This window comes from Variovorax sp. GW821-FHT10B04 (assembly GCF_059415645.1).
Genome location: NZ_JBWKNQ010000012.1, coordinates 93,681 through 107,929 on the forward strand (window position 1 = coordinate 93,681; position 14,249 = coordinate 107,929).

At 65.7% G+C, this 14,249-nt stretch carries 15 protein-coding genes; 13 read left to right on the top strand and 2 right to left on the bottom strand.

Going from position 1 to position 14,249, the window contains the following annotated elements:
• Positions 1 to 18: 18 nt before the first annotated feature.
• On the bottom strand, positions 19 to 462 hold the full coding sequence (locus AC07PZ_RS25085) for a universal stress protein (RefSeq protein ID WP_495297873.1): 444 nt from the start codon (positions 460 to 462) through the stop codon (positions 19 to 21).
• A gap of 152 nt (positions 463 to 614) precedes the next feature.
• Between AC07PZ_RS25085 and AC07PZ_RS25090 the strand changes: the two genes are divergently transcribed.
• The 12 genes from AC07PZ_RS25090 (at position 615) to AC07PZ_RS25145 (ending at position 11,675) form a co-directional block, all read left to right on the top strand.
• The gene (locus AC07PZ_RS25090) at positions 615 to 2,942 is read left to right on the top strand and encodes a heavy metal translocating P-type ATPase (RefSeq protein WP_495297989.1); all 2,328 of its coding nucleotides are present in this window, start codon (positions 615 to 617) and stop codon (positions 2,940 to 2,942) included.
• A gap of 10 nt (positions 2,943 to 2,952) precedes the next feature.
• Positions 2,953 to 3,090 carry a cbb3-type cytochrome oxidase assembly protein CcoS gene (ccoS, locus tag AC07PZ_RS25095; protein ID WP_495297874.1) on the top strand — a complete coding sequence of 46 codons (138 nt, stop codon included), beginning with the start codon at positions 2,953 to 2,955 and terminating at the stop codon, positions 3,088 to 3,090.
• A gap of 67 nt (positions 3,091 to 3,157) precedes the next feature.
• Positions 3,158 to 4,591 (top strand): cytochrome-c oxidase, cbb3-type subunit I, encoded by a 1,434-nt coding sequence (gene ccoN / locus AC07PZ_RS25100; protein ID WP_495297875.1) that lies wholly within the window; start codon positions 3,158 to 3,160, stop codon positions 4,589 to 4,591.
• A 9-nt stretch (positions 4,592 to 4,600) separates the two neighbouring features.
• Positions 4,601 to 5,245 (top strand): cytochrome-c oxidase, cbb3-type subunit II, encoded by a 645-nt coding sequence (gene ccoO, locus AC07PZ_RS25105; RefSeq protein WP_495297876.1) that lies wholly within the window; start codon positions 4,601 to 4,603, stop codon positions 5,243 to 5,245.
• 10 nt (positions 5,246 to 5,255) lie between these two features.
• Complete coding sequence (locus tag AC07PZ_RS25110) at positions 5,256 to 5,393, top strand: cbb3-type cytochrome oxidase subunit 3 (RefSeq protein ID WP_495297877.1); 138 nt, start codon at positions 5,256 to 5,258, stop codon at positions 5,391 to 5,393.
• A gap of 15 nt (positions 5,394 to 5,408) precedes the next feature.
• On the top strand, positions 5,409 to 6,323 hold the full coding sequence (ccoP, locus tag AC07PZ_RS25115; protein ID WP_495297878.1) for a cytochrome-c oxidase, cbb3-type subunit III: 915 nt from the start codon (positions 5,409 to 5,411) through the stop codon (positions 6,321 to 6,323).
• A 19-nt stretch (positions 6,324 to 6,342) separates the two neighbouring features.
• Complete coding sequence (ccoG, locus tag AC07PZ_RS25120; RefSeq protein WP_495297879.1) at positions 6,343 to 7,818, top strand: cytochrome c oxidase accessory protein CcoG; 1,476 nt, start codon at positions 6,343 to 6,345, stop codon at positions 7,816 to 7,818.
• A 16-nt stretch (positions 7,819 to 7,834) separates the two neighbouring features.
• On the top strand, positions 7,835 to 8,134 hold the full coding sequence (locus AC07PZ_RS25125; protein ID WP_495297880.1) for a FixH family protein: 300 nt from the start codon (positions 7,835 to 7,837) through the stop codon (positions 8,132 to 8,134).
• Between the two features lie 16 nt (positions 8,135 to 8,150).
• Complete coding sequence (locus AC07PZ_RS25130; RefSeq protein WP_495297881.1) at positions 8,151 to 8,438, top strand: hypothetical protein; 288 nt, start codon at positions 8,151 to 8,153, stop codon at positions 8,436 to 8,438.
• A 637-nt stretch (positions 8,439 to 9,075) separates the two neighbouring features.
• Positions 9,076 to 9,852: an ABC-three component system protein gene (locus AC07PZ_RS25135; protein ID WP_495297882.1), complete on the top strand. Its 777-nt coding sequence runs from the start codon at positions 9,076 to 9,078 to the stop codon at positions 9,850 to 9,852.
• Positions 9,853 to 9,904: 52 nt separating this feature from the next.
• Positions 9,905 to 10,060: an ABC-three component system middle component 7 gene (locus tag AC07PZ_RS25140; protein WP_369816923.1), complete on the top strand. Its 156-nt coding sequence runs from the start codon at positions 9,905 to 9,907 to the stop codon at positions 10,058 to 10,060.
• Positions 10,053 to 11,675 carry a DUF2326 domain-containing protein gene (locus tag AC07PZ_RS25145; protein WP_495297883.1) on the top strand — a complete coding sequence of 541 codons (1,623 nt, stop codon included), beginning with the start codon at positions 10,053 to 10,055 and terminating at the stop codon, positions 11,673 to 11,675. Before AC07PZ_RS25140 ends, AC07PZ_RS25145 begins: the two co-directional genes overlap by 8 nt.
• A 237-nt stretch (positions 11,676 to 11,912) precedes the next feature.
• Here the strand turns inward: AC07PZ_RS25145 and fnr are convergent, their stop codons facing one another.
• Positions 11,913 to 12,629 (bottom strand): fumarate/nitrate reduction transcriptional regulator Fnr, encoded by a 717-nt coding sequence (gene fnr / locus AC07PZ_RS25150; RefSeq protein ID WP_495297884.1) that lies wholly within the window; start codon positions 12,627 to 12,629, stop codon positions 11,913 to 11,915.
• 177 nt (positions 12,630 to 12,806) lie between these two features.
• Between fnr and hemN the strand changes: the two genes are divergently transcribed.
• Positions 12,807 to 14,243, top strand: a complete 1,437-nt coding sequence (gene hemN / locus AC07PZ_RS25155; RefSeq protein WP_495297885.1) for an oxygen-independent coproporphyrinogen III oxidase — start codon at positions 12,807 to 12,809, stop codon at positions 14,241 to 14,243.
• The last annotated feature ends 6 nt before the right edge of the window (positions 14,244 to 14,249 follow it).

A 14,249-nucleotide genomic window follows, 5' to 3' on the forward strand; every position in this document is an offset into this window, starting at 1 on the left:
GCTGCAGGTCTCGCGCGCTCAGCGCAGCACCAGCACCGGCAGGCTCGAATGCGTCAGCACGTGCTGCGTTTCGCTGCCCAGCAGCAGCCGCTTGATGCCCTTGCGGCCGTGCGAGGCCATGACGATCAGGTCGCACTTGTGCTTCTTCGCGGCCGCGATGATCGACTCGGCGACCAGGTCGGAATGGACGATCGCGGTCTTCACGCTCACGCCGCCGCTCTTCGCCCGCGTGCTGACCAGGTCGAGCGTGCCCTGCGCCGCATCGGCCCATTGCTTCTCGATGCGTGCGATGTCCTCGGGCGTGAAGACCATCGCGCCGTCCATGTAGCTGGTCGGGTAGCGTGGCACGACGGTCAGTGCGACCAGTTCGGCGTTGCCCTGCGCGGCCAGCGCGATGGCGCTCGTGACGGCCTTCTTCGACAGCACCGAGCCGTCGGTGGCAACGAGGATGCGCTTGAACATGAGGCTTCTCCTTTTTTGACGATGGGCTCAGGTTAGGGCGGGTCGGGCTCGGCACCTTGATCCACGTCAAGGCGCGCCGCGAAGGCGCCCCATACCCTCATGGCATGCAAGCTGCCGTCTCTGTCGCTTCCGTGGTTTCTGCCGCCGTGGCGATGCCTCGCATGCCGCATCCCGATGCAAGCGCCCCGGACGCGAACGCGGATGCCGTGGTGCTCGACGATGCGGCCGAGTGGCCGATGTTCGGCCGGCTGCTGGACGGCGAACCCGACGCGTCCAGGGGCCGGTGGGCCTCGCAGGTCGTGGTCGAGGGCATGCATTGCGCCGCCTGCGCCTTCACCGTCGAGGCTGCGCTGATGCAGGTGCCGGGCGTGCTCGAGGCGCGCGTCGATGCCGCGAGCCGGCGCGCCCGCGTCGTGTGGTCGGCGGCGGCGGTGCGGCCGTCGCGCTGGTTCGCCGCATCGCGCGCCGCCGGCTACCCGCTGGTGCCGGCCGGCGACGCCGCCGTCCGCGCACGCCGCGCGGCCGAGGCGCGCACCGCGCTGTGGCGCTGGCTGGTCGCGGGCTTCTGCATGATGCAGGTGATGATGTACGCGTACCCCGCCTACATCGCGCAGCCCGGCGACATGTCGGACGATGCGTCCCGGCTGCTGCGGTGGGCGTCGTGGATGCTCACGCTGCCGGTGCTGCTGTTCGCCTGCGGCCCGTTCTTCCGGAGCGCCTGGCGCGACCTGCGGCAGCGCCGCATCGGCATGGACCTGCCGGTGGCGCTCGGCATCGCGATCACCTTCGTGGTCAGCAGCGCCGCGACCTTCGATGCCACGGGCCCGCTCGGGCACGAGGTCTACTTCGATTCGCTCACGATGTTCGTGTTCTTCCTGCTCACCGGCCGCTGGCTGGAAGCCCGGCTGCGCGACCGCACGGCCGGCGCACTCGACGCGCTGATGAACAGGCTGCCCGACAGCATCGAACGGCGCACGGGCGACGGCAGCTTCGTGCGGGTCGCGGTGCGGCGCATCGTCGTCGGCGACGTGCTGCGGGTGCGGCCCGGCGAGGCCTTTCCGGCCGACGGTACCGTGACGCGAGGCGACACCGCAGCCGACGAGTCGCTGCTGACCGGCGAGTCGCGCCCCGTGCCACGGCCGTGCGGCACCCATGTGCTGGCGGGCAGCCACAACCTCGACGCCGTGGTCGAGATGCGCGTCGACGCGATCGGTGCCGGCACCCGCTTCGCGCAGATCGTGGCGCTGATGGAAAGCGCCGCCGTCGACAAGCCGCGGCTTGCGCGACTGGCCGACCGTGTCGCGCGACCCTTCCTGCTGGCCGTGCTGGCGGCGGCGGGCGTGGCGGCCGCACTGTGGTGGCAGGTCGATCCGGGCCGGGCGCTGATGGTCGCCGTGTCGGTGCTGATCGTGACCTGTCCCTGTGCGCTGTCGCTGGCCACGCCCGCGGCGATGCTGGCCAGCGCGGGCGCGCTCGCGCGCGGCGGCGTCATGGCCAGCAACCTGCAGGCGCTCGAGGCACTCGCCGCCGTCGACACCGTGGTGTTCGACAAGACCGGCACGCTCACCAGCGGCACGCCGCGGCTCGCGCGGGTCTACAGCCGCGAAGGCGTGCGGCCCGGCGATGCCGTCGAGCTGGCCGCGGCACTGGCGGGGCAGTCGCTGCATCCGGTATCGCGCGCCTTGCTGGCGGCCTGGCAGGCGCGCCATCGCACGCCGCCGGCCTGGGATGTGTCCGGCGCGGCGGAGCGGGCCGGGCAGGGCGTCGAAGGCCTGCTCAGCTACCGCGGCAGCCTGCTGGCCCTGACGCGCCGGATGCGCTTCGGCTCCGCGGACTTCTGCGGCGTCGCGACGCTCGCGGTCGATGCGGCGCAAGTCCATCTGAGCGATGCGCAGGGCTGGGTCGCCAGCTTCGTGCTCGCGGAAGACCTGCGGGAGGACGCGGCGGCCGCCGTGGCCGCGCTGGCGTCGCAGGGGATCGAGGTGCGGCTGCTGTCGGGCGACCGCGATGCCGCGGTGCACGAGGTGGCGCAGCAGGCCGGCATCCGCCACGCGACGGGCGACTGCCTGCCCGAGCAGAAGCTCGACGCGCTCAAGCGCCTGCAGGCGCAGGGGCGGCGTGTCGCGATGGTCGGCGACGGCCTCAACGACGGGCCGGTGCTGGCCCAGGCGCATGCGTCGTTCGCGTTCGGCCAGGCCGTGCCGCTGACGCGGGCGCGCGCCGATTTCATCGTGCTCGGCGATGCGCTCATGGCGATCCCGGACGCCATCGCGCAGGCGCGCCGCACCTTGCGCGTGGTGCGCCAGAACCTCTGCTGGGCGGCCGGCTACAACGCGCTGTGCGTGCCGTTGGCGCTGGCCGGCTGGCTGCCCGCCTGGCTGGCCGGGCTGGGCATGGCGGCCAGTTCGCTGGTCGTGGTGCTGAATGCGGCCCGGCTCGCGCGGCCGCCGATGCGCGCGCCGCTGGCACAGGCGACCTAGGGCCATCGCGATGGACGTGCTGTTCCTGCTGATCCCGTTCTCGGTCGTGCTGGTGCTGGTGATCGTCGGCGGCCTCTGGTGGGCGGTCGACCGTGGCCAGTTCGACGACGTGGAGCGCGAAGGCGAGCGCATTCTCCGGGACGATTGACTTAGGTCAAGACGCAGGAGACGTCCGACTCCGACACTGGGCCAAGTACAACCAGAAGGCCCAGACGATGCAAGTTCCCAACCCTCCCGCCGCGGTCTACAGCGATACCGTGGTGCGGCAATTCGCGCTGATGTCGGTGGTCTGGGGCGTGGTCGGCATGCTGGTCGGCGTGATCATCGCGTCGCAGCTCGCATGGCCCGAACTCAACCTCGGCATTCCATGGCTCAGCTACGGACGGCTGCGTCCGTTGCACACCAATGCCGTGATCTTCGCCTTCGGCGGCTGCGCGCTGATGGCGACCAGCTTCCACGTGGTGCAGCGCACCTGCCAGGTCCGCCTGTTCGCGCCCGCGCTGGCTTCCTTCGTGTTCTGGGGCTGGCAGCTGGTGATCGTCGCCGCCGCCATCAGCCTGCCGCTCGGCTACACCAGCGGCAAGGAATACGCCGAGCTCGAATGGCCGATCGACATCCTGATCGCGGTGGTCTGGGTGGCGTACGCCGTCGTGTTCTTCGGCACGCTGGGCACCCGCAAGGTGCGTCACATCTACGTGGCCAACTGGTTCTACGGCGCCTTCATCATCGCCGTGGCGCTGCTGCACATCGTCAACAGCGCGGCCGTGCCGGCCGGCTGGATGAAGAGCTACTCGGCCTATGCCGGCGTGCAGGACGCGATGGTCCAGTGGTGGTACGGCCATAACGCGGTCGGCTTCTTCCTGACCGCGGGCTTCCTCGGGATGATGTACTACTACATCCCCAAGCAGGCCGGCCGGCCGGTGTATTCGTACCGGCTGTCCATCGTCCACTTCTGGGCGCTGATCTTCACGTACATGTGGGCCGGCCCGCATCACCTGCACTACACCGCGCTGCCCGACTGGACGCAATCGATCGGCATGGTGTTCTCGCTGATCCTGCTGGCGCCGAGCTGGGGCGGGATGATCAACGGCGTGATGACGCTGTCGGGTGCCTGGCACAAGCTGCGCACCGACCCGATCCTGCGCTTCCTGATCGTTGCGCTGTCCTTCTACGGCATGTCGACCTTCGAGGGTCCGATGATGTCGATCAAGACGGTCAATGCGCTGAGCCACTACACCGACTGGACCATCGGCCACGTGCATTCCGGCGCGCTCGGCTGGGTCGGGCTGATCAGCATGGGCTCGCTCTATTACCTGATCCCGCGCATGTACGGCCGCACCGAGATGTTCAGCATCAAGGCGATCGAGCTGCACTTCTGGATGTCCACCATCGGCATCGTGCTGTACATCGCCGCGATGTGGATCGCCGGCGTCATGCAGGGCCTGATGTGGCGCGCGGTCAACCCCGACGGCACGCTGACCTACACCTTCGTCGAGGGCGTGAAGGCGACCTATCCGTACTACGTGGTGCGGCTGGTCGGCGGCCTGCTGTATCTCGGCGGGATGCTGGTGATGGCCTGGAACGTCTGGATGACGGTGATCTCCGGGCGCTCCACCAAGGCCCCGATTCCGCAGCTGGCCCACGCCTGAGGTACCGCCATGAGCTCCAAGACACCTTCGACACCCTCCGCCGGCGCCACCGGATTCACCCACGAGAAGATCGAGACCAACAACTTCCTGATGATCGTGCTGATCCTGCTGGTGATCGCGATCGGCGGCCTGGTCGAGATCGTTCCACTGTTCTTCCAGAAGTCGACCACCGAGGCCGTGACCGGCGTCGAGCCGCTCAAGCCGCTGCAACTGCTGGGCCGCGACATCTACATCCGCGAGGGTTGCTACAACTGCCACTCGCAGATGATCCGGCCGTTCCGCGCCGAGACGCTGCGCTATGGCCACTACTCGGTGGCCGGCGAGTTCGTATACGACCATCCGTTCCAGTGGGGCAGCAAGCGCACCGGCCCCGACCTGCACCGCGTCGGCGGCAAGTACAGCGACGAGTGGCACCGCATCCACCTGAACAACCCGCGCGACCTGGTGCCGGAGTCGAACATGCCGGCCTACAGCTGGCTCGAGAAGACGCCGCTCGACGCCACGCAAGCGGCACCGCACATGCGCGCGCTGAGCCATGTCGGCGTGCCCTACACCGCCGAGCAGATCGCCGGCGCCCAGGCCGAGGTGCAGGGCAAGACCGAGATGGATGCGCTGGTCGCCTATCTCCAGTCGCTCGGTCTCGCACTCAAGTAAGGAGCACGCCATGGACGTCACCACCCTTCGCATCGTGGCCACGCTGGCCTCGTTCGTCACCTTCATCGGCATCTGGGTCTGGGCCTGGTCGCGCCGCCGCGATCAGGCTTTCGAGGAAGCCGCCCAACTGCCGTTCGAGCAGGACTGAGGACCGGAAAAAGCCATGAACGATTTCATCAGCGACTTCTGGTCGAACTACGTGGCCTTTGCTGCGGTCGCGAGCATCCTGGCCTGCGGACTGCTGCTGTGGCTCACCGCCCGCGCCCGCACGCCGGCATCGGACGACAACACCACCGGCCATGTCTGGGACGAGGACCTGCGCGAGGCCAACAACCCGCTGCCGATGTGGTGGGTCGGGCTGTTCGTCATCACCATCCTGTTCGGGCTCGGCTACCTGTTCGCGTTCCCGGGCCTGGGCAGCCGGCAGGGCGAGCTCGGCTGGAGCGCGCGCGAGGAATATGCCGGCGAGGTGGCCAAGGCGAATGCCGAACTCGCGCCGATCTACGCGCGCTACGTCGCGATGCCGGCCGAGCAGGTTGCAGCCGATGCGGGCGCGATGGCGATCGGCGAGCGGCTGTTCCTGAACAACTGCGCCCAGTGCCACGGCTCCGATGCGCGCGGCAGCAAGGGCTTTCCGAACCTCACCGACGGCGACTGGCTGCACGGCGGAACGCCGGACAAGATCCAGGAGACCATCACGCTCGGCCGCATCGGCGTGATGCCGCCGATGGCCGAGGCCGTCGGCAACGCCGAAGACGTGAAGAACCTCGCCAACTACGTGCTGAGCCTGTCGGGCAGTGCGCACGACTCGGTGCGCGCCGGCCTGGGCAAGAGCAAGTTCACCGCCTGCGCGGCTTGCCATGGCATCGGCGGCGTGGGCAACCAGTCGATCGGTGCGCCCAACCTCAGCGACCGCATCTGGCTGCACGGCTACGGGCAGGACGCGATCATCTCGATCATCAACACCGGCAAGACCAACCAGATGCCGGCGCAGCAGGGCCGCCTGACCGAGGCGCAGATCCACGTGCTCGCGTCGTACGTCTGGGGGCTGTCGAACACGCCGGGCGCGGCGCGCTAGCGGGCGGGAGAGCCAGGCCATGCCGCCCAGCCAGAACCCCGCAACGACCGCACCGGCGCCGCGCCGCGTGATACCGATCGCCGTCGACGCGCGCGGCCACGGTGCCGGCGGGACCGCGCCCGCGGCCGAAAGCGCCGGCCTGTACGCCGCGCAGAAAAAGATCTATCCGCGCAGCATCGACGGCTTCTTCTCGCATTGGCGCTGGGCCATGGTGTTCCTCACGCAGCTCGTGTTCTACGGCATGCCGTGGCTCGAATGGGGCCAGCGCCAGATGGTGCTGTTCGACCTGGCCGCGCGCCGCTTCTACATCTTCGGGCTGGTGCTCTACCCGCAGGACCTGATCTATCTGACCGGCTTGCTGGTGATCGCGGCGCTGTCGCTGTTCCTGTTCACCGCCGTCGCGGGGCGGCTGTGGTGCGGCTATGCGTGCCCGCAGACGGTCTATACCGAGATCTTCCTGTGGATCGAGGAAAAGATCGAAGGCCAGCGCAGCGCACGCATCCGGCTCGACAAGGGCGCGATGTCCCTCGAAAAGTTGGTCAAGAAATGGTTCAAGCACCTGGTGTGGTTGTGCATTGCGCTGTGGACCGGCTTCACCTTCGTCGGCTACTTCACGCCGATCCGCGAGCTCGCCATGGCGTTTCTGCAGACGCAGATGGGCTCGTGGGAAGTGTTCTGGGCTTTCTTCTACGGCTTGGCGACCTATGGCAACGCGGGCTTCATGCGCGAGCAGGTTTGCAAGTACATGTGCCCCTATGCGCGCTTCCAGGGCGCGATGTTCGATCGCGACACGCTCGTCGTCAGCTACGACGCCGGCCGTGGCGAGGCGCGCGGTGCCCGCGGCAAACAGCACGACCGCAGCGGCCTGGGCGACTGCATCGACTGCACGCTGTGTGTGCAGGTCTGCCCGACCGGCATCGACATCCGCGAAGGCCAGCAGTACGAGTGCATCGGTTGCGGCCTTTGCGTGGACGCCTGCAACACCGTGATGGACAAGATGGCCTACCCGCGCGGCCTGATCCGCTATGCCACGCAGAACGGCATCGCCGCGCAGTGGTCGCCGCGCCAGGTGCTGGCGCGCGTGCTGCGTCCGCGCGTGCTCATCTATGCCAGCGTGCTGACGGCCCTGTGCATCGGTCTGCTGGCCAGCCTGGTCGTACGCACGCCGCTCAAGGTCGACGTGGTGCGGGACCGCGCATCGCTCTCGCGCATCGTCGAGGGCGGCATGCTGGAGAACGTGTACCGCCTGCAGGTGATGAATGCGACAGAGCGGCCGCAGCGCTACCGCATCTCGGTGCACGGCCTTGACGGTCTGACCGTCGCCGCCGGTGACCTGGCCGTGGTACAGCCGGCCGAATCGCGCTGGGTCGCGGTGCGGCTGCAATTGCCCTACGGCACCGCGCCGGCCGGCTCGCACACCGTGCACTTCGACGTGCAGGCGATCGATGGCGACGCCCGGGTGTCGGAGAAGGCCATCTTTCTCGTGCCTCGTTGAACTCGGAGAACAAGCCATGAACACCCTTGCATCGAACACGTCCACCGCCGCCGATACCGGCGAGGGCGTGCGACCCTGGTGGAAATTTCCCCTGGTCTGGATGGTGATCGCCGGCCCGGCCATCGTGGTGGTTGCCGGCTTCGCCACCCTCTGGCTGGCCATTCGCACACCCGACCCCGTGGTGGCTGACGACTACTACCGCCAGGGGCTGGAGATCAACAAGACGCTGGCCGCCGGCAAGACCTTGCTGCCCGCACAGACCGGCCGCAACCACGCGGCGACGCCGGGCAACGACCTGCCGTTGCTCCGGCGCTGAACCCCGACGCGGTGCCATGAAACGCCGAATCCGCCGCCTGGCCTGGATCCTCTGGCCTTCGTTCCTGCTGGCCTGCGTGGTCGAGATGCTGGTGTTCGCCTTGGTCGACCCGAGCGACGTGCATTGGCGCGGCGAACCGCTGCCGCTGTCGCGCCAGGGGCTCTACACGGCGAGCTTTTTTGTGTTCTGGGTGCTGGCGATGGGGTCGAGTGCGATGACGGCGTTGCTAGCTATGTCGCGGCGGGAGGTGAATGCGGTGGGAGGTGAGGGCGGGCTTCAGAGTGCTAAGGTTGATGACGGTTAGCTTGGCTACAGCTGCTTTAGACTGATCGCGGTCGTTCGCGGTTTGGGACTGGGGGACTGCTCTCGCCAAGAGCAGCAGTCGTCTCAGCTGGCCGGCGTGTCTACGGCCAGGTAGCGCTGTGCGGCCGCGTGGGGGACAGGTCTTCGATGACGGCACGCAGATGCGCAAAATGGGCGCAGCCCAGCCGCTGGACGTAGGCGCCATCCTCCGCAGTTGTTGTTCGCGGCGTCATGTCAGGCCTCAGTTCGGCCCGCCGACCTACCGGCCTGCGAACTGAGGCGTCAGGAGTTGGCTGCCTCGGTCTTACCATCGCAAGACGCCTGATCGCCCTCTTCAACCGAGCAGTTGCTGGGCCTTCTTGGTGGCACAGCTTTGGGATCAGCGGCGCAGGTCGCTAGCCCCTTTTTGCGTGGGCGCCACCTGTTGCCACAGTTCTACAAGTGCTAGTCGCAAGTCGCTAGTCAGAGACATGTGAGCCTGCACGCGGAGATATTGACGTTGCGATTCGACGTCATTCGCAACCCATGAAGCCTTCCTAGGTCGAACCCCACCAAGGGGCTTTGTTACGATTCGCTACCAGCGAACGAGCCTGCGGCAATCCGGTCTTGCGGCTCTGTTATCGCAGCAAGGTCCTCAAATGGCGGCGGCAAGAACAGACTACGGCGAGAACGAGCACAGCATCCTGTACGCAGAGACCTCCGGGTGCTGCCCGCTGTGCTCGAAGTCAATTCTTTTTCGCAAGCCGGGCTCAAGCAGGTTGAACAAAGGCTACGAAGTGGCTCATATCTACCCGCTGAATCCGACCCCGTCCCAAGTCACGGCTCTTATTGGCCGCGCCGTTCCTCAAGCTATCAATGCGCTCGAGAATGTCATTGCGCTTTGCCCCTCCTGCCACACGAAGTACGACAAGGACTTCAAGCTGGATGAGATGGACAAGCTTAGAAAAATCAAGGACGGCTTTCTCGTTGAGGCGCGCGCCAACGCAACGGTGGCCGACTACAAGATTCAGGAAGAGGTGTACGCAATCCTGGACAGCATTACTTCACTGAGCAGCATCGAGCTAGACATCCCTCCAGCTAGCTTCGACGCCACGACCGTGGACAAGAAGCTACGTACGGGGATGAGCCCTCTGCAAAGGCATGAGATCAAGACCAATGCCGTCACTTTCTATGTTCGCATCCGGGACCAGATCCGCATGTTGGAGCAGAGTGACCAAGTAGCCGTGCGCTTGCTGCAGAGCCAGATCAACACCTACTACTTGGCGATGCAGCAGCAAAACCCTGACAACAAGGACGCGGTCTTCAACTTCGTAGCGCAGTGGATCAGCGCTCGAACTGGCAGGCCACTTCTAGCCGCAAAGGTGCTGACGTCCTTCTTCGTCCAGAACTGTGAGGTCTTCGATGTTGGTCCCTAGCAAGTTCACACGACTTGAAGAGTCGACACTGTTCAAGATGCGGAAGGTCTTGATGGGCAAATCGCAGGGTGAGACCGTGCAGGACGTCTACCGCCGAACTCACGGCGTCTTTCAGGATGCGACGGAGTTCCTGCATGCGCTGGATGTGTTGTTCGTACTCGGCATGCTGACCATTGAAGTAGAGACAGGCTCGATTAGCTATGCTTAAAGAAATCCGCTGCGTTCACTTCAGTCATTCACCGATTAAATTCCGCCCTGGCTTGAACGTCATCCTTGGAGACGATGACGCCAAGAACTCCATTGGCAAATCCACGGTTCTCATGGTCATCGACTTCGTATTCGGAGGCTCGACCTTCGCAGAGAAGGACGATGCGGGGGCCATCCGTGAGCTTGGGCCGCATCGCTACGACTTTTCGTTCGAGTTCGGTTCCGAGCGGATGTGCTTTTCACGCGCGACCGATAGCCCTGACCTAGTGCATGAGTGCAATGAAGAGTATGAGGCACAGCGCGAGCTTGGAATCGACGAGTACAACAGGCTGCTGAAGCGCTTGTACGGGCTGGACGAGCTGGAGGGCACGTTCCGGTCCATCGTGAATCCGTTTTCGCGCATTTGGAAGAAAGGCGGGCTGAACCCAAGCCACCCGTTCGTGGGCGCAGACAAGGAACCAGTCGCGGCGGCCATCACCCGCCTGGTTGACCTATTTGGCCGCAGCCCTGATGTGGCACTAGAGCGCAAGACTTTGGACGGTCTGAAGAACCGCAAGAAGCTCATCAGCGACTCCATGACTGCGAGCATCATCCCGAAGATCACCAAGCCCCAGTACCTAGAGAACACCCGGTCAATCGAGTCCAACCAAGCTCAGATTGAGCAGTTGAAGAACGGGTTCAGCGGCGCCCTCAATGTCTATGAGTCGCTGTTCGACCAAGACTTGCAGAAGAAGCAGCAGCGCAAGCTTGAGCTTGGTAGCCATCGCATCGAACTTCAGACCAAGGTCCGCCGCCTTGAGCGGGAGATCTCGGGCATCACACCGCGCCTTGCGGCCAATATTGCGCTCGTCGCCGACTTCTTCCCGACGGTTGACGTGCAGCGCCTCGAACAGGTTGAGGCCTTCCACCAGAAAATTGGCAGCATCGTCAAGAAGGAATTGAAGGATGAGCTGGCTGCCACTGTCGAGGAAGAGCGCGCAGCAGCGTCTGAGCTGGCTCAAGTGGATGCTGCGATCCAGGCATCGCTGCAGTCGAAGGGCCTGCCTGACGACGTGTTCAATCGCGTTTTCGAACTGAAAGGCGCCGTCGACAAGGCAGCCGCCGAAAACTATCACTTCGAGAGCAAGGTCAACATCGACGCTGCTGTCAAAGGCTCAAACGATCGCCTAGAAGACATCTATGCAGGAATCTTCTTGGCCATCGAAAGCCAAGTGAACGGCAAGCTCAGGTCGTTCAACAAGGTGGTCTACGGCCCGTCGCGGGTCGCCTCAGAACTCCGCATTAGGAATGCTGGGTCTTATCTCTTCACCTCACCAGACGACACCGGCACTGGCAAGTCCTTCGCAGGCCTGGTGGGGTTTGACCTGGCGATGCTGTCGCTCACCAAGTTGCCGATGGCGCTTCACGACTCGGTCATCTACAAGAACATCGAGGTGCCAGCGACGGCGCGCATTTTGCGCATCCTGGCAGCCATGCAGTCGAAGCAGATTTTTCTGTCGTTCGATGAGGCGAAGAAGTTTGGGCCGGAAGTGGAGCAGCTGTTAAAGCGCTTCACAGTCTTGAAACTCGCTCACGACGACCTGCTGTACACCAAGGATTGGCGCACTCGAAAGTAGTCGCTTTTCGGGCGCTGGTTGGGTCTTCCGTTTGCCGAGCATCGCGTCGGCTGACGTGAGCATGTCGCACTGACTTAGCAGCGGCCGCTGGCTCGCCAAAAAGCCAGCGACTCCAGACAGCCTTCTGCTACCACCCGATCAATTTCGGCTTTGGGCACATTGCTGACAGCCCACACGGCAGAGCGATCGTCAGCGACCGCTGCAAAGCAGCGCATTAGCCCGCTCAGCCCACCCCCCTCAACAAGCCGGCGAATTCACAAGACGCCGCAGCGCCTCCGCATCCACGATCCGCACGTGTCTTTGCTGCACCTCCGCAATCCCGTCCTCGACGAACTTCGACAGCGTGCGGCTCACCGTCTCAAGCTTGAGCCCGAGATAACTGCCGATCTCTTCGCGCGTCATCCGCAGCACGAGTTCGGACGCCGAGAAGCCGCGCGCATGCAGGCGCTGCACCAGGTTCAGCAGGAAGGCCGCCAAGCGTTCCTCGGCACGCATGCTGCCCAGCAGCAGCATCACGCCATGCTCGCGCACGATCTCGCGGCTCATGATCTGGTGCACGTGGCGCTGCAGCGCCGTCACCTCGCGCGACAGCTCCTCGATGCGCTCGAACGGCATCACGCAGACTTCGGCGTCTTCGAGCGCGACGGCGTCGCAGGTGTGGCGGTCGTTCACGATGCCGTCCAGCCCGATGATCTCGCCCGCCATCTGGAAGCCGGTGACCTGGTCGCGGCCGTCCTCGGTCGTCACGCGGGTCTTGAAGACGCCCGTGCGGATCGCGAACAGCGACGTGAAGCGTTCGCCGTTGTGGAACAGCGCCTCGCGCCGCTTGACCTTGCGCCGGGTCGCGACGATCTCGTCGATGCGCTCGAGCTCCGAGGCGTTCAGCCCGACGGGCATGCACAGCTCGCGAAGGTTGCAGTTGGAACAGGCGATCTTGATGGTTTCGGGTGTCATGGCGCAGGCGGTGTCGGCCGGCCGCCTGTCTCGGCAGCGCGGTCGGTGTGAGTCCCTTTTGCCGGATTGTCGGCAGGCGGTCCCGCAGGCGGATTGATCCACGTCAAGGGAGAGGGCGGCCGTTGGCGGCACAGTGCCTGCATGCCGATTTCCGTCCTTGCCGATCCCGCTGCGCCCATGGCTGGCGCTTCTGGCACTTCTGCCGTTTCTGCTTCCACCGCCATCACCGCGACGCCGGTCCTGACGCCCGACACCCTGCGCCGCTTCGATGTGGCCGGGCCACGCTACACGTCCTATCCGACGGCGGACCGCTTCGTCGAGGCCTTTGGCGCCGACGACTACGGGCAGGCGCTGCGGCAGCGCGCGGCCGGCGCACGCGGCGGTGCGATGCCGCTGTCGTTGTACGTCCACATCCCGTTCTGCGAATCGCTCTGCTATTTCTGCGCCTGCAACAAGATCGTGACGCGGCACCACGAGCGCGCCGACGAGTACCTCGACCACCTGGAGCGCGAGATCGCACTGCAGGTGGCACAGCTTGGCCGAGGCGCCGTCGTCAGCCAGCTGCACCTGGGCGGCGGCACGCCGACCTTTCTCGACGACGCTGCACTGCGGCGCTTGATGGCCATGCTGCGCGCGGCCTTCACGCTGGTGCCGGGCGGCGAGTACGCGGTCGAGGTCGACCCGCGCACCATCGACCAGAAGCGGCTCGCCGAACTGGCGTCGCTGGGCTTCAACCGGCTCAGCTTCGGTGTGCAGGACTTCGACCCGGCCGTGCAGAAGGCGGTGCACCGCATCCAGCCCGCGCAGCAGGTGTTCGACCTGGTCGCCGCCGCGCGCCGGCTCGGCTTCGGCTCGCTCAACGTCGACCTGATCTACGGCCTGCCGCGGCAGAACGCCGCGTCCTTCGACCAGACGCTGGCGCAGATCTGCACGCTGCGCCCCGATCGCATCGCGCTCTATGCCTATGCGCACCTGCCCGAGCGCTTCAAGCCGCAGCGGCGCATCCATGGCGACGAGCTGCCCGACGCGGCGACGAAGATCGAGATGCTGTCGCGCTCGATCGCGGCGCTCACGGCGGCCGGCTATGTCTACATCGGCATGGACCATTTCGCGCTGCCCGACGACCCGCTCGCGATCGCCAAGCGCCAAGGACGGCTGCACCGCAACTTCCAGGGCTACAGCACGCAGCCGGACTGCGACCTGGTGGCGCTCGGCGTGTCGGCGATCGGCCGTGTCGGTGCGACCTACAGCCAGAACGCGAAGACGCTGGAGGAGTACTACGACCTGATCGGCCAGGGCCGCCTGCCGGTGGTGCGCGGCCTGGCGCTGTCGCGCGACGACGTGCTGCGGCGCTCGGTGATCATGGCGCTGATGTGCCAGGGCCGGGTCGACTTCGAGTCGATCGAACTCGCGCACCTGATCGATTTCCGGCGCTACTTCGAAGCCGAGCTGGCGGCACTCGCACCGCTGGAGGCGACGGGCCTGGTCGTGCTGGATGCGCGCGGCGTGCAGGTCACTGCCACCGGCTGGTTCTTCGTGCGCGGCATCGCGATGGTGTTTGACCGCTACCTGCAGGCCGATCGCAACCGCACGCGCTTCTCGCGAATCATCTAGGGCGCG